The following is a 20,321-nucleotide window of genomic DNA, read 5'->3' as shown; positions in this document are numbered from 1 at the left end:
CGCGGGCTTGCGGCCACGGCGGCCCGGTGCGCAACCGGCCGATTTGTCCGTTGATGCAGATCAACGGGCCGCCGGAGCGCGACTCGATCATGGCGAAAGACGCCGCGAACATGTCGCGGCGCGATGACCGAGCCGCTTCCCGGGAGACCGTCATGAACCGAAAGCAGTACCGCATCGCACTCGCGACGCTCAGCGTGTTCATCGCGCTGGCGTCGCTGGCCGGCATCGTGCACGGCATGCTGTTCGACGAGCGGGTGTTCAGATATTCGATCGTCACGTTGATGCTGAGCATCCTGTCGTTCGTCGTGCTGCTGAATCTCGCGCCCGGCGACCGCCCGTAAATCGAACCTCGGCTGGACGATCGGCCGGATGCCTGTCAAGCGAGGCTTCACTCGAAACGCATGACGGCCGCGGTGACGCAGATCAAGGGAGCGCGCGGCATTCGTCGGATATAAGTGAACCCGAAGCGGCGTCGCCATGGGGGCGGCGCCATCCCGCGTTCCCGTTCCCGTATCCGATGAGGCATCCCATGCGCGTCGTCGCGCTTTCCCCGCTGTTTCAGCCTGCCGTCCCGCGGCGCATTCGTCTCGTTGCGCTAGCGGCCGGCGCGGCCATGCTGTCGGGATGCCTGTCGCTCGCGCCACCCGACGAACGTCCCGCCGCGCCGATTCCCGCCGCGTTCCCCGATCCGTCCGCCCGCGGCGCCGCCATTGCGCAAGCGCCGCCTGCGTGGCAAGACTACTTCGTCGACGGACGTCTGCGCGCGTTGATCGGGCAGGCGCTCGCCAACAATCGGGATCTGCGCGCAGCGGTCGCACGCGTCGAACAGGCACGCGCCGTCTACGGCATTCGCCGCGCGGATCAGTGGCCGACGATCGGCGCCGGCGCGGCCTATGCGCGGTTTCGCACGCCGGGCGGCTTCCTGACGCCGGCGCCGGTCATCGGCCAGGTCTACGAGATCCAGCTGGCGCAGACGCAATGGGAGATCGATTTCTGGGGCCGCGTGCGCAACCTGAAAGCGGCGGCGCTGCAGCGCTATCTCGCGAGCGACGCCGCCCGGCAGGCGGTGACGTTGAGCGTGATCACCGGCGTGGCGGACGCCTATCTGACCTTGTGCGAGATCGATGAACGGATCGCGCTGACGCGCGCGACGATCGACACGCGACGCGAATCGCTGCGGATTTTCCGGCTGCGTCACGCGGCCGGCGCGATCTCGCGCCTGGACCTGACGCAATCGGAGATCCTGCTGCAGCAGGCCGAGTCGCTCGGCGTCCAGTTGCAGCAGGCGCGTGCATCGGCGGCCGATGCGCTGGCATTGCTCGTCGGTGCGACGCCGGCGCTGGCCGACACGCCGCTCGCGCTCGACGACGGCGCGGTGATGCCGTCGCTCGCGCCGGGCCTGCCGTCGTCGCTGCTCGCCCGGCGTCCGGACGTGATCGCGGCGGAGCACGAACTACAGGCCACGCGCGCGAACATCGGCGCCGCACGCGCGGCGTTTTTTCCGCGTATCGCGTTGACGAGCGCGATCGGTTCGGGAAGCAGCGCGCTGCACGACCTGCTGTCGTCCGGCGCGGGCGTGTGGTCGGTGATTCCCAATGTCACGCTGCCGCTCGTCGACGGCGGCCGCAATCGGTCGAATCTCGCCCTCGCACACGCCCAGCGCGACGAGGCGCTCGCCCAGTACGAGAAGACCCTGCAGCGCGCGTTTCGCGACGTGTCCGATGCGCTTGCCGCACGCTATTGGCTCGCCGATCAGGTCGCGATCGAGCGGGCGACGCTCGCGTCCCAGGCCGAACGCGCACGTCTGGCGACACTGCGCTACGACAGCGGCGCGACCCGCTTCCTGGAAGTACTCGACGCACAACGGGACCTGATGAACGCCGAGCAGCAATGGGTGATGACGCGTCGTGCGCTGTTGTCGAGCCGCGTCGCGCTGTACGGCGCGCTCGGCGGCGGGACGACCGATACCGACGGTGCCGCCGCGGCATCGAACCACCTTTCCATCGATTCGGGTTCCAGACCATGAAGACCATCAAGCGCCCTCTTCTGATCGGTGCCGGCGCGGCCGTGCTCGCGATCGGCCTCGCTTACTACGGCTGGACCCGCTGGCGCGACGCACGGACGGACGCCGGGCTCGTCAGCGGCAACGGCCGCATCGAGGCGACCGAGATTGACGTCGCGACGAAGTTGCCGGGGCGCGTCACCGCCATGCTCGTCGACGAGGGCGACTTCGTCACCGCCGGTCAGCCGCTCGCCCGCATGGACGTCGTCGTCCTGCGGGCGCAGCTCGACGAGGCGCAGGCCCGGGAACAGCAGGCGGTGAACACCGCGGCGAGCATCGACGCGCAGGTGGCCCAGCGTCGCAGCGACAAGGCTGCCGCCGCTGCGCTCGTCGTGCAGCGCGAAAGCGAGCTGGACGCCGCCACGCGCCGGCTGGCGCGTTCCGAAACGCTGTCGCGGGACGGCGCGTCGTCGCTGCAGGAACTCGACGACGATCGCGCGCGCGCCGGCAGCCTGCGGGCGACCGTGAATGCCGCGCGTGCGCAGGTCGAAGCCGCCCAGGCCGGGATCGACGCCACCCGGGCCCAGCTCGTCGCCGCGCGCTCGGCGGTGACGGCCGCGCAGGCGACCGTCGCGCGCGTGCAGGCCGATATCTCGGACAGCGAGCTGACGTCGCCGCGCGACGGGCGGGTGCAGTATCGGATCGCCGAATCGGGCGAAGTTCTGCCGGCAGGCGGCAAGGTGCTCAATGTCGTCGACCTGTCCGACGTCTACATGACGTTCTTCCTGCCCGAAACGGTCGTGGGGAGAGTCCCGCTCGGCGCCGACGTGCGGATCGTGCTCGATGCGGCGCCGGAGTACGTGATTCCGGCACGCGTGTCGTACGTGTCGAGCACGGCGCAATTCACGCCAAAGACGGTCGAGACGGCCACCGAACGTCAGAAACTGATGTTTCGGGTCAAGGCGCGCATCGACCGCGACCTGCTGCGGCGCCACCTGAAGCTCGTCAAAACCGGCCTGCCGGGTGTCGCGTGGCTGAAGACCGATCCGAATGCGGATTGGCCCGCGCGCCTCGCGATCAAGGTGCCGCAATGAACGCGACGGTGCCGGTCGCTACCGGCGCCGGTGCGGGCGAAGGTCCGCCGGCATCGGTTGGATCGGGTGTGGTCGCCCGCCTGTCGGGCGTCTCGTTGCGCTACGGCGACACGTCCGCGCTCGACGACGTGACGCTCGATATTCCGGCCGGCCGCATGGTCGGGCTGATCGGACCGGACGGCGTCGGCAAGTCGAGCCTGCTCGCGCTCGTGTCCGGCGCGCGTGCGATCCGGCAGGGCCGCGTATGGACGCTCGATGGCGACCTGTCGTCGCGCCGCCATCGCGCACGCATATGCCGGCGCATCGCCTACATGCCGCAAGGGCTGGGCCGGAACCTGTACGCGACGCTGTCGGTCGAGGAAAACCTGCAGTTCTTCGCCAGACTGTTCGGCCACGACGCGGCCGAGCGACGCCGCCGCATCGACGCGCTCACGCACAGCACCGGCCTTCATGCGTTTCTCGACCGCCCCGCCGGCAAACTGTCCGGCGGCATGAAGCAGAAACTCGGCCTGTGCTGTGCATTGATCCACGATCCCGACCTGCTGATCCTGGACGAACCGACGACCGGCGTGGATCCGCTCTCGCGCGCCCAGTTCTGGGAACTGATCGACCGTATTCGCACCGCCCGCCCCGCAATGAGCGTGCTCGTCGCCACCGCGTACATGGACGAGGCCCGGCGTTTCGACTGGCTGATCGCGATGGACGCCGGCCGCGTGCTGGCGACGGGCAGCCCCGGCGAACTGCTCGCCCGCACCGGCTGCGACACGCTGGAAGCCGCGTTCATCGCGTTGCTGCCGGAAGCGCGACGGCACGGGCACCAGCCGATCCGGCTGACGCCGTTCCAGCCCGACGCGGCCGACGGCTACGCGATCGAGGCCGACGGGCTGACGATGCGGTTCGGCGATTTCGTCGCGGTCGACCACGTGAGCCTGAAGATCCGTCGCGGCGAAATCTTCGGCTTTCTCGGCTCCAACGGCTGCGGCAAATCGACGACCATGAAGATGCTCACGGGCCTGCTCGCCGCGTCCGAAGGCACGGCGACGCTGTTCGGCCGTCCGGTCGCCGCGAACGATATCGATACGCGCAGGCGCGTCGGCTACATGTCGCAGGGGTTTTCGCTGTACGGCGAACTGACCGTCCGGCAGAACCTCGTGCTGCATGCGCGCCTGTTCGGCGTACCGGAACCGGACCTGCCCGCGCGCATCGCCGAAATGGTCGGACGCTTCGGGCTCGCCGAGGTGCTCGATGCGCTGCCCGAACGCCTGCCGCTCGGCATGCGGCAGCGGCTGTCCCTTGCCGTGGCGATGGTGCACAAGCCCGAGCTGCTGATCCTCGACGAACCGACGTCGGGCGTGGACCCGGTTGCGCGCGACGACTTCTGGCGATTGATGATCGAGCTCGCGCGCAACGATCGCGTCACGATTTTCATTTCGACGCACTTCATGAACGAGGCCGCCCGCTGCGACCGTATCTCGCTGATGCACGCGGGCCGCGTGCTGGCGAGCGCCGCACCGGACGAACTGGTTCGCCTGCGCGGCGCCGCCACGCTCGAGGACGCGTTCATCGGCTACCTGACCGACGCGCAACGCGTGGACGGCGCACCGGCGGACACGTCACCGGGCGCCGGCTGGCTCGCCGCGTCGCCCGCCGCGGACGACGCCGCCCGCGGCGCCGCCTGGTTCAGTCCGGCGCGCGCCGGCAGCTACCTGTGGCGCGAAGTGCTGGAACTGCGCCGCGACCCGCTGCGCGCGACGCTCGCGCTGTTCGGTTCGCTCGTGTTGATGTGCGTGATCAGCATCGGCATCAGTCTCGACGTGGACAACCTGACGTTCGCCGTGCTCGATCGCGATCAATCGATGCTGAGCCAGGACTATGCGCAGAATCTCGCGGGTTCCCGCTACTTCGTGCCGCGCGCCCGGCTTGCGGATGACCGCGACCTCGATCGCCGCATGCGCAACGGCCAGCTTTCGCTCGCGATCGAGATCCCGCCCGGTTTCGCACGCGACGTCGCCCGCGGCCGGCACGTGGAGATCGGCGCATGGGTCGACGGCGCGATGCCGATGCGCGCGGAAACGATCCGCGGCTATGTGGCCGGCATGCACGAGAACTGGCTGCGCGATCAGGCGAAGCGCCGGCTCGGCGTGTCGCTCGCCCCGGCAGTCGACGTCGCGATCCGCTATCGGTACAACCCGGACGTCAAGAGCCTGCCCGCGATGATTCCCGCGATCATGCCGATGCTGCTGCTGATGCTGCCCGCGATGCTGACGGCGCTGGCCGTCGTCCGGGAACGGGAGCTCGGATCGATCGTCAACCTGTACGTGACGCCCGTGACCCGCGCCGAATTCCTGCTCGGCAAGCAGGCGCCTTACGTGATGCTGGCCATGCTGAATTTCCTGCTGATGGTCGTGCTGGCCGACGTCGTGTTCGGCGTGCGGATCAAGGGAAGCTTCGCGACGCTGGCGGCCGCGGTGCTGATCTTCAACGTCGTCGCCACCGGCATCGGGTTGTTCGCGTCGACGTTCACGCGCAGCCAGATCGCCGCGATCTTCATGACGATCGTCGGCACGCTGATCCCCGTCGTGCAGTTCTCGGGCCTGCTCACGCCGCTGTCGTCGCTCGAAGGCAGCGGCAAGTGGATCGGGACGATCTATCCGGCCACCTACATGCTCGCGATCAGCCGAGGCGTCTACAACAAGGCGCTCGGGCTGGCCGACCTGTCGTCCCAGTTCTGGCCGCTGCTCGCGGCCGTGCCGGTCATCATGGTGACGACCGGCATCCTGCTGCGCAAGCAGGAGCGCTGACCATGTCGCGCCTGCTCGCCGTCTACCGGCTCGGGATCAAGGAACTGTGGAGCCTCGCCCGCGACCCGATCCTGCTCGCGCTGATCATCTATACGTTCAGCGCGTCGATCTACGTCGCCGCGACCGCACGCCCCGAAACGCTGCACAAGGTGCCGATCGCGCTCGTCGACGAAGACGCGTCGCCGCTGTCGGCACGGATCGCGGCGGCGTTCTTTCCGCCCCAGTTCGCGCCGCCCCCGATCGTCGACGCCGGCGCGGCCGATCGCGGGCTCGACAACGGCGACTACACGTTCTCGCTCGACATTCCGCCGGACTTCCAGCGCGACGTGCTGGCCGGCCGTCACGCGACGATCCAGCTCAACGTCGATGCGACGCGCATGACGCAAGCCTTCACCGGCAGCACCTACATCCAGCAGATCGTGTCGGGCGAGATCGACGCGTTCGTGCGGCGCTATCGCGGCACGCCGCTGCCCCCCGTCGATCTCGCGATGCGGATGCGCTTCAACCCGAATCTCGACGAGGTCTGGTTCGGCGCGCTGATGGAACTGATCAACAACGTGACGATGCTGTCGATGATCCTCACCGGCGCCGCGCTGATTCGCGAGCGCGAACACGGCACGATCGAGCATCTGCTCGTGATGCCGGTGACCGCGGCGGAGATCATGCTCGCGAAGGTGTGGTCGATGGGGCTCGTCGTCACGGTGGCGGCCGTCGCGTCGCTGACCTGCGTCGTGGGCGGCGCCCTGCACGTGCCGATTCCCGGCTCCATCCCGTTGTTCGTGGCCGGGATGGCGTTGCACCTGTTCGCCACGACGTCGATGGGGATCTTTCTCGCGACGCTCGTGCGCAGCATGCCGCAGTTCGGCATGTTGCTCGTGCTCGTGCTGCTGCCGCTGCAACTGCTGTCGGGCGGATTGACGCCGCGCGAAAGCATGCCGGCGGCCGTGCGGGACATCATGCTGGCCGCGCCGACCACCCATTTCGTCGAACTCGCGCAACGCATCCTGTACCGGGGCGCCGGCTTGGATGCGGTGTGGCCGCAGTTCGCGGCGCTGCTCGCGATCGGGGGCGTGCTGTTCCTGCTGTCGCTGATGCGGTTCCGCAAGACCATTGGTCAGATGACTTGATCGTTCCCCGGCCTCATTGCCCCATCGCACGCGAGGCCGGGATTCGCCCGTTGATACAGATCAACCGGGCCGGAAGCCGGTACGCGATCATGACGCCATGGCTTGCGAAATCGCAAACTGCCGCTGCGCGTCAACGCGGACGAACGCCAGCCGCTCCATGGGAGACCGTCATGATTCGCCATTCGTACCGGACCACGCTCGCCACGCTGGGCGTGTTCATCGCACTCGCGTCGCTACTGGGCGTCGTGCACGCGATGCTGGTCGACGCGAACGTGCTGCCGTACGCGATCGTCACGCTGGTGTCGGGCGGCGTCGCGTTCGTCGCGCAGCTCGATCCCGCGCCGGGCGAGCGCTAGCGAAACCGCCTGACACGCCGCATTCGACATCGTGCTCGATACGGGAATCGCTGACTTCCGTCAATCGCCGCGCGCGGGTTCGCGATGTAATCGACGCACTGAACCCCTCGACTTTCAGGAAGGCGAGCGATGAAACTGACATTTCTCGGTGCGACCGAAACCGTGACCGGCTCGAAGTATCTGGTCGAGCACGGCGGCCGGCGCGTCCTGGTCGATTGCGGCCTGTTCCAGGGCACGAAAAATCTGCGATTGCGCAACTGGAGCCCGCTGCCGCTCGCGCCCGACACGCTCGACGCGGTCGTGCTCACGCACGCGCACATCGACCATACCGGCTATCTTCCGGTGCTGGCACGCGACGGCTATCGCGGGCCGGTGTACTGCACGGCGGCCACGGCCGAACTCTGCGACATCATGCTGCGCGACAGCGCGCGGCTGCAGGAGGAAGAAGCCGACTTCGCGAACCGACACGGCTACTCGAAGCATCATCCGGCGCAGCCGCTCTATACGCTGGACGACGCGCAGCGCGCGTTGCGCCTGCTGACGCCCGTCGCCTTCGACGAATGCACCGCGCTCGGCGACGGCCTGGCGTTCCGCTTCCTGCCGGCCGGGCACATCCTCGGCGCGGCGAGCGTGGTGATGCACTGGGATCACAAGGTGCTCGCGTTCTCGGGCGACCTCGGCCGCTATCACGACCCGATCATGCAGCCGCCGCGGCCGCCCGCGCATGCGGATTTCCTGGTCGTCGAATCGACCTACGGCGACCGGCTGCATCCGGAATCGGATCCCGAGAACGCGCTCGCCACGCTGTTCGACAAGACGTTCGCGCGCGGCGGGGTCGTCGTGATGCCGTGTTTCACCGTCGGCCGCGCGCAGGAGATCCTGCACTACGTCGCGCGGCTGAAGGCGTCCGGCCGCATGGCGCGCGTGCCCGTGTTCCTCGACAGCCCGATGGCGACGGACGTGACCGAAATCTATCGCCACCACATCCTCGAACACCGGCTGACCGTGTCCGAAGCCAACGCACTCGGCCACGCGGCGACGATGATCCGGACGGTCGAGCAGTCGAAGGCGATTGCCGAACACCATGGCCCGATGGTCATCATCGCCGGCAGCGGCATGGCCACGGGCGGCCGCGTGCTGCATCACCTGGCCCGCTATGCGCCGGACGCGCGCAACACGATCGCGCTGGTCGGCTACCAGGCCGTCGGCACGCGCGGTGCGGCGCTCGCCGCGCACGAGCCGACGCTGAAGATTCACGGCGAATACGTCCGCGTGCGCGCGCAGGTCGAGTCGATCACGACGCTCTCCGCCCATGCCGACTACGAGGAAGTGCTGAAGTGGCTCGGCACGATGCAGTGTGCGCCCGTGCGGACCTTCGTCACGCATGGCGAACCCGCCGCCGCGGATGCGATGCGTCGGCGCATTTCGGAGCGTCTGAATTGGCCGTGCGAGGTGCCGACCTACGCGCAGTGCGTCGACCTGGACGAACGCGAAGCCGGCGGCACGCAGTAACCCGCCGCGCTGTCGTCCTGACTGGCGGTCATGCCGCCCGGCATGCCCAACGCACGTGACGGGCGGCAGCGTCCCGGCTTCCCGTCACCGGCCACCCGACGATCAAGCGACTTCGATGATCACCTTCAGCGCATGGGTTTGCGCGGCGCGGCCGAACGTGTCGTACGCACGCTCGACGTCGTCGAGCGAAAACCGGTGCGTGATCAGGCGTGCCGGATCGAGACGCCCGGCGCGTACGGTCTTCAGCAGCATCGGCGTGCTGACCGTGTCGACGAGCCGCGTCGTGATCGAGATGTTGCGATCCCACAGCTTCTCGAGATGCAGGTCGGCCTTCGCGCCGTGCACGCCGACGTTCGCGACGACACCGCCCGGCGCCACGAGCGCCGTGCACATCTCGAACGTCGCCGGAATGCCGACCGCCTCGATCGCGCAATCGACACCGATGCCGTCGGTCAGCCTCATCACTTCCGCTACCGGATCGCCGGCACGGCCATCGAGGCAATCGGTCGCGCCGAAGTGCCGCGCGATCTCGAGCCGGTTGCTGTCCGGGTCGATCATGATGATCCGCGCGGGCGAGTAGAACTGCGCGGTCAGCAACGCGGCCAAGCCGATCGGCCCCGCGCCGACGATCGCGACCGAGCACCCCGGCTGCACCTTGCCGTTCAACACCCCGCATTCGAACCCGGTCGGCAGGATATCGGACAGCATCACGAGCGCGTCCTCGTCGGCGCCGGCCGGAATCCGGTACAGGCTGGTCGCCGCATGCGGGATACGCACGTACTCGGCCTGCGTGCCGTCGATCCGGTTGCCGAGAATCCAGCCGCCCGTCGTGCAATGCGAATACAGTCCGCGGCGGCAGTATTCGCAGCGGCCGCACGACGAGATGCACGAAATGAGCACGCGATCGCCCGGCTTCAGCGAATCGACCGCGGCGCCGACCTGCTCGACGACGCCGACGCCCTCGTGGCCGAGAATGCGGCCGGGTTCGCAGGTCGGTACGTCGCCCTTGAGAATATGCAGATCGGTGCCGCAGATCGTCGTGCGCGTCACGCGGACGATCGCGTCGGTGGGCGATTGCAGTGCCGGCTTGGGCCGTTCCTCGAGCGCCTTGCGCCCCGGCCCGTGGTAGACGAGTGCCTTCATCGCTGTTTCTCCGTTCATGTTTCCAGTACATAGGCGCCGGGCGCCGCCGCGAGTCCGGGGGGCGGCGTACGGGCCGGCGCGTCGCCCGACGAGCGCGCGTGCAACCAGTCGCGCCAGCAGGTCCACCACGATCCGTCGACCGCCGGCGTGTCGCGCACGAAGTCGTGCGGGCTGCGGTAAGCCGCGCCGGGTTCGCGCGTCGCGCATCGATAATGGCGCCCCGGATGGCCCGGTTCGGACACGATGCCCGCGTTGTGCCCGCCCGACGTCAGCATGAACGTCAGCGCATGGTGCGTGAACAGATGGAGCTGGTAGACGGAACGCCACGGCGACACGTGATCGCGCTCGGTGCCGACGACGAACGTCGGCACGTCGATATCCGACAGCGCGACCGGCCGCCCGTCGACGCAATACCGGCCGGCCGCGAGATCGTTGTCGAGAAAGAGCCGCGTCAGGTATTCCGAATGCATGCGGTACGGCATGCGCGTGGTGTCCGCATTCCACGACATCAGGTCGTTGGGCTTCGTGCGCGTGCCGAGCAGGTATTCGCTCATCATCCGCGACCAGATCAGGTCGCGTGCGTTCAGCAGTTCGAACGCGGCGGACATCTGCGCACCGTCCAGGTAGCCCTGCCGCCACATCAGCGCGTCGAGCGCGGACAGTTCGCTCGCATCGATGAACAGGCCGAGTTCGCCGGGTTCGCTGAAATCGGTCTGGGCCGCCAGCAACGTGATCGAGCGCAGCGCGTCGTGCTGCTGCCCGTCGCGCGCCAGCGCCGCCGCGGCGATCGCCAGCAGCGTGCCGCCCAGACAATAGCCGACCGCGTGGACCGCTTCGCCGCCGATCGACCGCGCGGCGTCGAGCGCCGCGATGCAGCCGTCGCGCAGATAGTCGTCGAGCCCGAGGTCGCGCGATTCCGCGCCCGGGTTGCGCCACGACACGGCGAACACCGTATAGCCCGCGTCGACCAGGAAGCGGATCAGCGAATTGTGCGGCTGCAGATCGAGGATGTAGTACTTCATGATCCACGACGGCACGATCAGGATCGGCTCGTGCGCCACGCGGGCCGTCGTCGGCGTGTATTGCAGCAGCTCGCACAGCGCGTTGCGCCAGACGACGCGACCCGGCGTGATCGCCACGTCGCGACCGGGCAGATACGCGCGCGCATCGTGGGCCGGCGTGCCGCTCGCGCGCTCGACGAACGCGTTCGCGTCTTCCCGCCAGTGCCGAAAGCCGGTCACGAGGTTCGCGCCGCCGCTGCGCATCGTCGCGTCGAGCACGACCGGATTGGTCGCCAGGAAATTGCCCGGCGAACAGGCATCGAGCCACTGGCGCGCGGCGAACCCGACCAGTTCCTCATGATGGCGTTCGACGCCCGGCACGCCGCGTGTCGCGTCGCGCCACCAACGCTGGACCGACAGGAAACCGTCGCGGTACACGCAAAACGGCCAGCCGCCCCATGCGGGCGCGGCGAAGCGTGGATCGGCGTCGCCCGCGTGCACGGCCAGGCCGCTCGACTCCGCCTCGTCGGCCTCGCCGTCGCGTCCGCTCGCCGCCGGCGCCACGGCGCCCAGCCACGCCTGGGTCGCGAGTTCGAAGCCTTTACCCGGCGCCACCGCCAGATGCGCGCCCCAGTCGAGCATGGCCAGCGCCAGCGATACCGGCGACAGTCCGAACGTCAGCGCGGCCACATTCGCGTGCGCGGCACGGTTCCACTGTTCGGCGGCGCTCATCCGGGCAGGCGCGCATCGCGTCGCCGCCGGCGCGTGCCCGTCGTCGGCCGGCGTCGGTGGCGATGCCGGCGCGCGAGGCGCGCGCAGCACGGACGCGTTCATCGCAAGTACATTCCGCCGTTGACGTCGAATTCCGCGCCGGTTGCGAACGCACCGGCATCGGAGCACAGGAGCGCGACGAACGCGGCGATTTCGTCGGGGTCGCCGAGCCGCCCGGCCGGAATCTGCGGCAGGATCTTCGTGTCGAGCACCTCCTTCGGCACCGACTCGAGCATCGCGGTCGCCAGATAGCCGGGCGAAACCGTGTTGACCGTCACGCCATGCCGCGCGAGTTCGAGCGCCAGCGTTTTCGTGAAGCCGTGGATGCCGGCCTTCGCGGCCGCGTAGTTGGCTTGTCCGTATGCGCCTCTCGACCCGTTGACCGAGCCGATGTTCACGATCCGCCCGAAACCCGCGTCGATCATGCCCGGCACGAACGGCTTCGTCATGTTGAACATGCTGTCGAGATTGGTGCGCAGCACCGCGTCCCACATGCTCTTCGTCATCTTCACGAAGGTGGCGTCGTGCGTGATGCCGGCGTTGTTGACGAGCACGTCGACGCGCCCGAATTCGGCCAGCACGCGTGCCGCGCAGTGCTGGCACGAGTCGTAGTCGGCCACGTCCACTTCGAACGCGTGAAACGTGCGGCCGGCGTCGCGTTCGCGCGCGAGCCACGTCGCGACGTGGTCGTTGCGCTCCGTGTACGACACCGCCACCGTCATGCCCGCTTCGTGCAGGCGACGGCTGATCGCGGCGCCGAGCCCGCCCATCCCGCCGGTGACGAACGCGACGCGGTCAGCGCACATGATCGCTCTCCCGTGCGCCTGCGATGCCGTTCAGGCGGCCCGCGGCGAGCGCCCCGTTCGTCGCGCCGCCCGCCGCCTCGATCCCGCGCTCCAGCGCGGCCATCCAGTCGGCCCACGGCATGCTGGCTTCGTTGACCACCGCGAGTCGCTCGAGGTCAGGCAACCAGTCGGTCTGATAGCGCGACAGCGCGCCCGAGCCGTATTCGCGCAACCAGGTACGCCACGCACTGGCGCGCTCGAATTGTGCACGCATGCACAGCTCCGCGGCGTCCTGCCAGATCTCGACGCTCGCGATCGCGTAGTCGCTCGTCACCTGCCGGCCGGCCTCGGCGAAGGCCGTCCACTCGTTCGTTTCCGCCAGCGCCTGCTGCAGGCGCCGCACCGCGGTGCGGTCGCGCTCGATGCGCCGCCCTTCCAGCGCATGCCATTCGTATTGCCAGTCGCGGTTCAGCGCGACCATGCGCAACGCGAGATCGCAGCCCGCGCGCCAAGCGTCGTTCGGTGTCGTCAAAGCATCGCTACTCATCGGCTTCCCCTTTCGATCGGATCAATGGGTTGGCATCCGCGTCGCGCCGCCTGCCCGGCCTCGGCGTCGCGACCACTTCACTGTGCGGGTATCGCGCACGGCTGCCGTTGATCTGAGTCAACCGCGTGGAAACCCTGCTTCGTAGACTGGATTGCACTGGCGGATCACCCGTCGATGGAGCGATTCCGATGAGCTACAAGAGCATGGTCGTGCACCTCGATACGAGCACCCGCGCGCATTCGCGTCTCGAGTTCGCGTTGCGTCTCGCCCGGCGCTTCGGTGCGCATCTCACCGGGCTGTTCGCGGTCTACACCCCCGAGCCGCATTCGTTCTACGTGATGGCCGGTTCCGCCGACTATTTCCGCGCGCACCGCGAACAGCGCGACGAGCGGCTCGCCGCGCTGGAGCGCCTGTTCCATGCCGAAACGGCGCGCGCCAAAGTGCCGGCAACCTGGATTCGCGCCGACGAGCGTGCGAACGTGGCCGTACCGCGCGCCGCTCGTCTCGCCGATCTGGTGATCGCCGGCCAGAGCGACCCGAACGATCCCGAAACCTATATCGACGACCAGTTTCCGGAAAACCTCGTGTTGACCGCCGGTCGCCCGGTGCTGTTCTGGCCGTACACCGGAGAATTCCCGTCGATCGGCGAACGGGTTTTCGTCGCATGGGACGGCAGCCGCGAAGCGGCCCGCGCCGCGCACGACGCGCTGCCGTTTCTCGAACACGCGAAGCGCACGACCGTCGTCGCCGTGGTCGACGGCAAGTCGGAGGCTGCGACCGCGCGGATTCCCGCCGCCGATGCCGCGTTGATGCTGGCGCGCCACGCGCGCGACGTGAACGTGCTCGACATCGATGCCGGCGCCGGCGCGTCGGTTGGCGACACGCTCCTGTCGCGCGCGTATGAAACGGGTTCCGACCTGCTGGTCATGGGCGCGTACGGCCATCCGCGCTGGCGTGAACTGTTGATGGGCGGCGCCACGCGCACGGTGCTCGCATCGATGACGCTGCCGGTGCTGATGTCGCACTGAGCCGCCCGATGCGTACGTTCGCGTTGTTCGTCGTCAACGCCGGCGTCGGCAAGCACTCGGCCGTGTTGCGCGGGCGGATACGCGCATCGCTCGGCTGGCTCGGCAGCGAGAGCGACGCACGCGCGAATGCGGACGACGCACACGTCGTGTCGTTCGCGTCGGGCGCGGTGACGGTGGTCGTCGCGCCGACCAACGAAGCGTCGATCGACGCGCGCCGCGACGGGCGTGCCGCGCGGCAATCGGGACGCTTGATCCAGATCAGCGCCATCGGCGTGCACGCGCCGATGATGGCTTCATCCACATCCGTTCAAGGGAACTGCCATGTACTCGAACATTCTGGTTGCACTCGACGGCAGCGACACGTCGTCGCGTGCACTCGACGCCGCGCTGAGTCTCGCGGCGGAAACGGGTGCGCGGCTGACACCCGTCTACGTCGTCGATTTCCTGGTGCCGGCCTACGACATGTACGGATACGATCCGTCGATCCTGGTCGATTCATTCCGTGAAGAAGGATTGCGCGTGACCGAGGACGCCGCGCGGCGCATGAAGGCGCGCGACGTGGCCGGCACGCCGCGGATTTCCAACGTCGCGCCGGCAGGCGACGACATCCCGCACCGGATCGTCGGTCTCGCGGGCGAGATCGGCGCCGATCTGATCGTGATGGGCACGCACGGCCGGCGCGGCTTTCGGCGCGTGTTCCTCGGCAGCGTGGCCGAACGCGTGCTGCGCCTGGCCAGATGCCCGGTCCTGATGATTCCGGCGAGCTGCGCAACGAAGGCATCCGCCGACGTCACGGCCGCTTCCACCGAAAAGGAGCCATCATGAGCTACAAGACCCTGCTCGTTCATCTCGACGACAGCGATCGCTGCGCGACGCGCGTCGACCTCGCGCTCCAGCTCGCGGGACGCTGGAACGCGCATTTGATCGGCCTCTACCTGGTCTGCCAGGATCTCCTCGAACCGTTGCGCCGGCCCGACGAACCACTGAAGCTGGCCGTCTACGAGCGCCTGTGCGACCAGCGGCGCAAGGAGGCGGAAGAACGCTTCCTGACGGCCGCCGAACGCGCCGGACGCAGCGTCGAATGGCAAGCGCCGGCCGGCAATGCGATCGATGCCGCGATCCTGCACGCCCGTCACGCCGATCTGCTGGTGCTCGGCCAAGAGGATCCCGACGATCGCATGACCTACGTGGCGCGCCATTTCGTCGAGGATGTCGTGATCGGCAGCGGCCGTCCGGCGATCGTCGTGCCGTATGCCGGTGACGTACGCACGTTCGGCGAGAACGTGCTGATCGGCTGGGACGGCGGGCGCGAGGCCGCGCGCGCGATGGCCGACGCGCTGCCGCTGCTCGCCCGCGCACGCTTCGTCAACGTCGAGACGGTCGTGCGCGGGCAACCCGATCCGGACCAGACGCCGGCCGGCGTCGACGTCGCCGCGTATCTCGAACGACATGGCGTTCGCGCGTCGTTCTCGACGACGCCGCGCGAGCGATCGGTCGGCGTGGGCGGGACGCTGCTGAACCGCGTGACCGACGTGCATGCGGACCTGCTCGTCATGGGCCTGTACAGCCATACCCGCGCCCACGAGCGCGTGCTGGGCGGGGCGACCCGCACGATCCTCGAGACGATGACGGTGCCGGTGCTGTTGTCTCACTGAACCGGCGGGGTTCGGGCAGCCGGTCGCGGCTGCCCGCTTGCGTCACGACACGGCCGCAGCCGCGCCCGGCCCCTCCCGCACGGCGAGCACCGGCCGTTCGGCGGTGCGCGCCAGCGACTCGGCGACGCTGCCGAGCACCGCGCGGCGCATGCCGCGACGGCCATGCGTCCCCATCACGATCAAGTCCGCGTCGCATTCGGCGGCCGCTCGCGCGAGCACCGACGACACGTCCTCCCCGCACGCGTCGATCGCATGCGCGGTGCCGCGGACGCCGCACAGGCGGAACGCGGTCGCGGCATCCGCCACCGCGATCGCGGCCTTGTCCGCATCGGTCCCAATTGGCGAATACCGGCAAAACGCGCACAATCTCGGCGCATCGGACATGCTTTTGATGCGACCCTTTGAAGAGCCAACATCCGGTTATCGACGGCAGCCATCCTGCCCGCCGTTCGGAATCGGACGATCGCCACGTTCCGTTCGGAATCGGATCGACGAACGCCGACGCGCGCCTGCCCCGCGCGAGCCGGCAAAGGACGCACGCCATGATCAGGGTACTCATCGCTGACGATCACACCCTCGTCCGGGACGGCCTGCGCCACATCCTGCAGAACGCGAACGATTTCGTCGTGGCGGGAGAAGCAAGCGACAGCGCGTCGACGATCGCGCTGACGCGCGGCACCGAGGCCGAAGTGCTGGTGCTCGACCTGTCGATGCCCGGCCGCAACGGCATCGAACTCATCAAGCAGATCAAGGACGAGAAACCGGCCCTGCACATCCTCGTGTTGACGATGCACGCCGAGCAGCAATATGCGGTGCGCGCGTTCCGCGCCGGCGCATCGGGCTACATGACCAAGGAAAGCGCGAGCGCGGAGCTCGTGGCCGCGCTGACGAAAATTTCCGGCGGCGGCGTGTACGTCAGCCTTGCGATGGCGGAGCAATTCGCGCAAAGCCTCAACGAGCCGACCGACCTGTTGCCGCATCAACGGCTGTCCGACCGCGAATTCGACGTGTTCCGGCGCGTGACGACCGGCGAGTCCATTTCCGAGATCGCGCGGGCGCTGTGCGTCAGCGTCAAGACCGTGAGCACCTACAAGACGCGGATCCTCGAGAAGATGCAGATGGCCAACGATACGGCGCTCGTCCGATACGCGATGCGCCACAAGCTGTTCGACGACCCGGACGAACTCTGACCGCGACAACCCGCCACACCGTTGTAGGAATCGTCCTACAAACCTTCGCTATCACCTACCGCATCTTCAATTTCCGCTGATTTCAATCAAGCGTCCGGCTGTCCATACTCCGATCAACAACAACACACCGGCGTGCCTTCCGGAGCTGCCCGGCCTTGCCCTCGTATCGCGACGGCATCGCCGGCCCGCCGATCCGGTGCGGCGCCGATTCGACGAACCAGGCGGCGGCCTCCCCGTCCGCCCGTACGACGGCCAGCGCAACCGCGACGACGCGACCCGCGGCCGCCCCAACCGGAGCAGATCATGCAGAGCCATGCCGACATTCCGACGACGGTGCCGTTGCACCCGTTCATTCCGCTGCATCCCGTCGCGCGGGCGGACCAGCCGAAGCGCACGTCGTCCCGCTGCTCGTCCTGCACGCTGCGCATCGTTTGCATGCCGCGGGAAATGACGCCCGACGAATTCGCGCGGGTCGACGCGATGATCTGCACGACGCGCCACGTCAAACGCGGTGAAACGCTGTTTCGCGCGGACGACACGTTCCACAGCATCTATGCGGTCAGGACCGGGTCGTTCAAGACCGTGATGATGCATCGCGACGGCAACGAGCAGATCACCGGCTTCCAGATCGTCGGCGAATCGCTCGGGCTCGACGGCGTGCACACCGGGCGGCACAACGGCGATGCGATCGCGCTCGAGGACAGTACGGTCTGCATCATCCCGTTCGGCCAGCTCGAGCAGATGTGCCGCGAAGTGCGGCCGATGCAGCATCACGTGTATCAGATGATGAGCGGCGAAATCGTGCGCGAATCCGCGCTGATGGTGCTGCTCGGCACGATGACCGCCGAGCAGCGCGTGGCCGCCTTCCTGCTGAACCTGTCCACCCGCTTCAAGGCGCGCGGCTACTCGGCCGCCGAATTCGTGCTGCGGATGACGCGCGACGAGATCGGCGAATATCTCGGGATGAAGCTCGAAACGGTCAGCCGCATGCTGTCGAAGTTCCAGCGCAACGGGCTCGTCGCCGCGCAAGGCAAGCAGATCCGCATCGTGGATCCGGAAGGCCTCGCGCGCATCTGAGCGGAGGGCGTGCGGACCGGGCGGGATCAATCGCGCATGTCGAGCACGGCGGCGCCGGACACGCGCCCCCTGCGCAGATCGTCCAGCGCGCGATTCGCATCGGTCAGCGCGTAGCGCACGGCTTCGACCCGCAGCGGCATCACTGCGGCGATCCGCATGAATTCCGCCGCATCCGCGCGCGTCAGGTTGGCGACCGACGCGATCCGGCGCTCGCCCCACAGCCACGCGTACGGAAAGTTCGGGATATCACTCATGTGAATGCCGCCGCATACGACGATCCCGCCTTTGCCGACGGCGCGCAGCGCGGCCGGCACCAGCGCGCCCGCCGGCGCAAAAATGAGCGCGGCGTCGAGTGTTTCCGGCGGCGTTTCGTCGCTGCCGCCGGCCCACGCGGCGCCGAGTGACAGCGCGAGCTGCTGGGCCGCTGTATCGCCGGGCTTCGTCAGCGCGAACACCTTGCGCCCCTCGAAACGCGCGACCTGCGCGACGAGATGAGCGGCCGCGCCGAAGCCGTAGATGCCGATGCGACGCGCATCGCCGGCCATACGCAAGGTTCGATAGCCGATCAGGCCGGCGCACAGCAGCGGCGCGGCTTCCAGATCGGAATAGCGCCGCGGCAGGTGCACGCAATACCGGTGGTCGGCGATCGCGCACTCGGCATAGCCGCCGTCGATCGTATAGCCCGTGAAACCCGGGCTGTCGCACAGGTTCTCGCGGCCCGACGTGCAATACGCGCAATGCCCGCATGTCGAGCCCAGCCACGGAACGCCGATCCGGTCGCCTACGGAGAACCCCGTCACGCCATCGCCGAGCACGCGCACCGTTCCGACGATTTCGTGCCCCGGCACCAGCGGCAGCTTCGGGTGCGCGAGTTCGCCGTCGACGACGTGCAGATCGGTTCGACAGACACCGCATGCATGCACGTCGATCAACAACTGGCCCGGCGCCGGCAGCGGATCCGGCACGCGCGCCTCGCGCAAATGCGGTGTCGTGCCGTCAAACATCATCGCAAGCATGCTCGCCTCCCACTCCATCGTCTTCGTGCTTCGCTGTCCAAGACTAATCCCGGCGCATCGCGCGTGCATGGCCCGGTGACGGGCGCTTGACGTGGGTCAACGGCTGCCGGACGGTTGCTGACACGATGAGATGGCATGACGCCGCCCACGCGGCGTGCCAGGAGATGATCGAATGATGTCCGTTCCCCCGCTTGCCGCAAGCGCCCATGTCGACGATCAATTGAAGTCGCTGTTGGCGTACGCGGTGCTGGCCCCGTCCAGCCACAATTCCCAGCCGTGGCGGTTCATCGTCAACGGCGCCACGATCGCCGTCTGCGCGGACCGGGTCCGCGCGTTGCCCGTGGTCGATCCGTTCGACCGCGAACTGATCATCAGTTGCGGCGCGGCATTGCTCAATCTGCGCGTCGCGCTCGATCACGCCGGCCTCGCCCACACGATCAGCACGTTTCCGTCCGAGGTCGACCCCGATCTCCTTGCGCTGGTCCGGGTCTGCGACGACGGCTATTCCGATCCGTCTCTCGGCGGGCTGTTCGACGCGATCCAGGCGCGCGTCACGACGCGCGCGCCGTTCGAATCCACCGCGCTGCCCGACGAAATTCAGCGCGAGTTGATCGCGGCCGGCGTCGCGGAAGGCGCCGAGGTCGCGTGCATCGACTCGACCGCGCGTCGCGCACGGGTCGCCGAACTGGTTGCGCAGGCCGACCGGCAGCAGTTCGCAGATCCGCGCTTCCGGCGCGAACTGGCGAGCTGGATCGATCCGCGTCGGCGCGTCGACGGCATGCCGGCATTCGCGGCCGGCGTGCCGACGCTGCTGGACTTCGCGGCGCCCGTCGTGACGATGGCGGTGCGGACGTTCGATCTCGGCAACGGGCTGGCCGCGCTCCATCACCAGCTCGTCGGCGCGTCGCCTTTGATCGTCTGCCTGTCGACCGTGCGCGACGATCGCGAAGCGTGGCTGGCCGCGGGCCAGGCGCTCGAGCGGATCCTGCTCGTCGCGGCGCGCGCGGGCTATACGGCGTCGTACCTGAACCAGCCGATCGAGACGGCCGCGCTGCGTGCCGACCTGGGCCGCACGCTCGGGCTACGCGGCGAGCCGCAGTTGCTGTTGCGGGTGGGCCGCGGCCCGCACACACCGCATTCGCCCCGTCGCCCGCTCGGCGAAGTGATCTCCTGAGTGATCTCCTGAGTGATCTCCGAGCGCAACCGGCGACGCGCC

18 protein-coding genes and 1 pseudogene are annotated in these 20,321 nt (G+C 68.4%); 13 read left to right on the top strand and 6 right to left on the bottom strand.

Going from position 1 to position 20,321, the window contains the following annotated elements; all coding sequences use genetic code 11:
• The first annotated feature begins 152 nt into the window (after positions 1–152).
• The 7 genes from AC3IFE_RS33105 to AC3IFE_RS33075 all read left to right on the top strand — a co-directional run bounded on the left by AC3IFE_RS33105 (position 153) and on the right by AC3IFE_RS33075 (position 8,892).
• The gene (locus tag AC3IFE_RS33105; protein ID WP_301737023.1) at positions 153–341 is read left to right on the top strand and encodes a DUF2964 family protein; all 189 of its coding nucleotides are present in this window, start codon (positions 153–155) and stop codon (positions 339–341) included.
• A 188-nt stretch (positions 342–529) separates the two neighbouring features.
• Positions 530–2,026: an efflux transporter outer membrane subunit gene (locus tag AC3IFE_RS33100; protein WP_489194550.1), complete on the top strand. Its 1,497-nt coding sequence runs from the start codon at positions 530–532 to the stop codon at positions 2,024–2,026.
• Positions 2,023–3,096, top strand: a complete 1,074-nt coding sequence (locus tag AC3IFE_RS33095) for an HlyD family secretion protein (RefSeq protein WP_489194548.1) — start codon at positions 2,023–2,025, stop codon at positions 3,094–3,096. The genes AC3IFE_RS33100 and AC3IFE_RS33095 overlap by 4 nt, the downstream gene beginning before the upstream one ends.
• Positions 3,093–5,897 (top strand): ribosome-associated ATPase/putative transporter RbbA, encoded by a 2,805-nt coding sequence (rbbA, locus tag AC3IFE_RS33090; protein WP_489194546.1) that lies wholly within the window; start codon positions 3,093–3,095, stop codon positions 5,895–5,897. The genes AC3IFE_RS33095 and rbbA overlap by 4 nt, the downstream gene beginning before the upstream one ends.
• Before the next feature lie 2 nt (positions 5,898–5,899).
• The gene (locus AC3IFE_RS33085) at positions 5,900–7,024 is read left to right on the top strand and encodes an ABC transporter permease (RefSeq protein WP_089471402.1); all 1,125 of its coding nucleotides are present in this window, start codon (positions 5,900–5,902) and stop codon (positions 7,022–7,024) included.
• Positions 7,025–7,194: 170 nt separating this feature from the next.
• Positions 7,195–7,380 (top strand): DUF2964 family protein, encoded by a 186-nt coding sequence (locus AC3IFE_RS33080; RefSeq protein ID WP_089471403.1) that lies wholly within the window; start codon positions 7,195–7,197, stop codon positions 7,378–7,380.
• A 129-nt stretch (positions 7,381–7,509) separates the two neighbouring features.
• Positions 7,510–8,892, top strand: coding sequence for an MBL fold metallo-hydrolase RNA specificity domain-containing protein (locus tag AC3IFE_RS33075; RefSeq protein ID WP_489194543.1), 1,383 nt, complete (start codon positions 7,510–7,512; stop codon positions 8,890–8,892).
• 102 nt (positions 8,893–8,994) lie between these two features.
• On the opposite strand, the gene AC3IFE_RS33070 is transcribed toward AC3IFE_RS33075, so the two are convergent.
• The 4 genes from AC3IFE_RS33070 to AC3IFE_RS33055 are packed head-to-tail and all read right to left on the bottom strand — an operon-like array spanning position 8,995 to position 13,139.
• Positions 8,995–10,035 (bottom strand): zinc-dependent alcohol dehydrogenase family protein, encoded by a 1,041-nt coding sequence (locus tag AC3IFE_RS33070; RefSeq protein WP_489194541.1) that lies wholly within the window; start codon positions 10,033–10,035, stop codon positions 8,995–8,997.
• A gap of 14 nt (positions 10,036–10,049) precedes the next feature.
• Positions 10,050–11,870, bottom strand: coding sequence for a PHA/PHB synthase family protein (locus AC3IFE_RS33065; RefSeq protein WP_489194539.1), 1,821 nt, complete (start codon positions 11,868–11,870; stop codon positions 10,050–10,052).
• Positions 11,867–12,613, bottom strand: a complete 747-nt coding sequence (locus tag AC3IFE_RS33060; RefSeq protein ID WP_489194537.1) for a beta-ketoacyl-ACP reductase — start codon at positions 12,611–12,613, stop codon at positions 11,867–11,869. The genes AC3IFE_RS33065 and AC3IFE_RS33060 overlap by 4 nt, the downstream gene beginning before the upstream one ends.
• Entirely contained in the window at positions 12,603–13,139 is a 537-nt protein-coding gene (locus tag AC3IFE_RS33055; protein ID WP_489194536.1) for a hypothetical protein, read from the bottom strand. The genes AC3IFE_RS33060 and AC3IFE_RS33055 overlap by 11 nt, the downstream gene beginning before the upstream one ends.
• Before the next feature lie 188 nt (positions 13,140–13,327).
• On the opposite strand from AC3IFE_RS33055, the gene AC3IFE_RS33050 reads away from it, so the two are divergent.
• The 3 genes from AC3IFE_RS33050 (at position 13,328) to AC3IFE_RS33040 (ending at position 15,822) form a co-directional block, all read left to right on the top strand.
• A complete protein-coding gene (locus AC3IFE_RS33050; protein WP_489194534.1) occupies positions 13,328–14,167 on the top strand; it encodes a universal stress protein in 840 nt (279 codons plus the stop codon).
• Positions 14,168–14,488: 321 nt separating this feature from the next.
• On the top strand, positions 14,489–14,992 hold the full coding sequence (locus AC3IFE_RS33045; protein ID WP_489194532.1) for a universal stress protein: 504 nt from the start codon (positions 14,489–14,491) through the stop codon (positions 14,990–14,992).
• The gene (locus tag AC3IFE_RS33040; RefSeq protein ID WP_089471411.1) at positions 14,989–15,822 is read left to right on the top strand and encodes a universal stress protein; all 834 of its coding nucleotides are present in this window, start codon (positions 14,989–14,991) and stop codon (positions 15,820–15,822) included. The genes AC3IFE_RS33045 and AC3IFE_RS33040 overlap by 4 nt, the downstream gene beginning before the upstream one ends.
• Before the next feature lie 42 nt (positions 15,823–15,864).
• Here the strand turns inward: AC3IFE_RS33040 and AC3IFE_RS33035 are convergent.
• Positions 15,865–16,206, bottom strand: a pseudogene (locus AC3IFE_RS33035) (universal stress protein); the annotation flags it as partial.
• A 158-nt stretch (positions 16,207–16,364) separates the two neighbouring features.
• On the opposite strand from AC3IFE_RS33035, the gene AC3IFE_RS33030 reads away from it, so the two are divergent.
• Together AC3IFE_RS33030 and AC3IFE_RS33025 are read left to right on the top strand one after the other, a co-directional pair.
• Complete coding sequence (locus AC3IFE_RS33030; protein WP_089471721.1) at positions 16,365–17,012, top strand: response regulator; 648 nt, start codon at positions 16,365–16,367, stop codon at positions 17,010–17,012.
• A 303-nt stretch (positions 17,013–17,315) separates the two neighbouring features.
• Positions 17,316–18,089 carry a helix-turn-helix domain-containing protein gene (locus tag AC3IFE_RS33025; protein ID WP_489194529.1) on the top strand — a complete coding sequence of 258 codons (774 nt, stop codon included), beginning with the start codon at positions 17,316–17,318 and terminating at the stop codon, positions 18,087–18,089.
• A 26-nt stretch (positions 18,090–18,115) separates the two neighbouring features.
• Here AC3IFE_RS33025 and AC3IFE_RS33020 read toward each other — a convergent pair whose 3' ends face one another.
• A complete protein-coding gene (locus AC3IFE_RS33020) occupies positions 18,116–19,105 on the bottom strand; it encodes a zinc-dependent alcohol dehydrogenase family protein (protein WP_489194527.1) in 990 nt (329 codons plus the stop codon).
• A gap of 172 nt (positions 19,106–19,277) precedes the next feature.
• On the opposite strand from AC3IFE_RS33020, the gene AC3IFE_RS33015 reads away from it, so the two are divergent.
• Complete coding sequence (locus AC3IFE_RS33015; RefSeq protein ID WP_301737035.1) at positions 19,278–20,279, top strand: Acg family FMN-binding oxidoreductase; 1,002 nt, start codon at positions 19,278–19,280, stop codon at positions 20,277–20,279.
• The last annotated feature ends 42 nt before the right edge of the window (positions 20,280–20,321 follow it).

Source organism: Burkholderia sp. APQ4-4ca (assembly GCF_057837105.1).
Note: the sequence above shows the minus strand (reverse complement) of the source record. Positions and strands in the feature narration are given on the sequence as shown.

Bases quoted from the DNA above. Each gene is read 5' to 3' on its own strand.
- AC3IFE_RS33105 (WP_301737023.1), top strand. From the start codon at position 153: ATGAACCGAAAGCAGTACCGCATCGCACTCGCGACGCTCAGCGTGTTC.
- AC3IFE_RS33100 (WP_489194550.1), top strand. From the start codon at position 530: ATGCGCGTCGTCGCGCTTTCCCCGCTGTTTCAGCCTGCCGTCCCGCGG.
- AC3IFE_RS33095 (WP_489194548.1), top strand. From the start codon at position 2,023: ATGAAGACCATCAAGCGCCCTCTTCTGATCGGTGCCGGCGCGGCCGTG.
- rbbA (WP_489194546.1), top strand. From the start codon at position 3,093: ATGAACGCGACGGTGCCGGTCGCTACCGGCGCCGGTGCGGGCGAAGGT.
- AC3IFE_RS33085 (WP_089471402.1), top strand. From the start codon at position 5,900: ATGTCGCGCCTGCTCGCCGTCTACCGGCTCGGGATCAAGGAACTGTGG.
- AC3IFE_RS33080 (WP_089471403.1), top strand. From the start codon at position 7,195: ATGATTCGCCATTCGTACCGGACCACGCTCGCCACGCTGGGCGTGTTC.
- AC3IFE_RS33075 (WP_489194543.1), top strand. From the start codon at position 7,510: ATGAAACTGACATTTCTCGGTGCGACCGAAACCGTGACCGGCTCGAAG.
- AC3IFE_RS33070 (WP_489194541.1), bottom strand. From the start codon at position 10,035: ATGAAGGCACTCGTCTACCACGGGCCGGGGCGCAAGGCGCTCGAGGAA.
- AC3IFE_RS33065 (WP_489194539.1), bottom strand. From the start codon at position 11,870: ATGAACGCGTCCGTGCTGCGCGCGCCTCGCGCGCCGGCATCGCCACCG.
- AC3IFE_RS33060 (WP_489194537.1), bottom strand. From the start codon at position 12,613: ATGTGCGCTGACCGCGTCGCGTTCGTCACCGGCGGGATGGGCGGGCTC.
- AC3IFE_RS33055 (WP_489194536.1), bottom strand. From the start codon at position 13,139: ATGAGTAGCGATGCTTTGACGACACCGAACGACGCTTGGCGCGCGGGC.
- AC3IFE_RS33050 (WP_489194534.1), top strand. From the start codon at position 13,328: ATGAGCTACAAGAGCATGGTCGTGCACCTCGATACGAGCACCCGCGCG.
- AC3IFE_RS33045 (WP_489194532.1), top strand. From the start codon at position 14,489: ATGTACTCGAACATTCTGGTTGCACTCGACGGCAGCGACACGTCGTCG.
- AC3IFE_RS33040 (WP_089471411.1), top strand. From the start codon at position 14,989: ATGAGCTACAAGACCCTGCTCGTTCATCTCGACGACAGCGATCGCTGC.
- AC3IFE_RS33030 (WP_089471721.1), top strand. From the start codon at position 16,365: ATGATCAGGGTACTCATCGCTGACGATCACACCCTCGTCCGGGACGGC.
- AC3IFE_RS33025 (WP_489194529.1), top strand. From the start codon at position 17,316: ATGCAGAGCCATGCCGACATTCCGACGACGGTGCCGTTGCACCCGTTC.
- AC3IFE_RS33020 (WP_489194527.1), bottom strand. From the start codon at position 19,105: ATGCTTGCGATGATGTTTGACGGCACGACACCGCATTTGCGCGAGGCG.
- AC3IFE_RS33015 (WP_301737035.1), top strand. From the start codon at position 19,278: ATGATGTCCGTTCCCCCGCTTGCCGCAAGCGCCCATGTCGACGATCAA.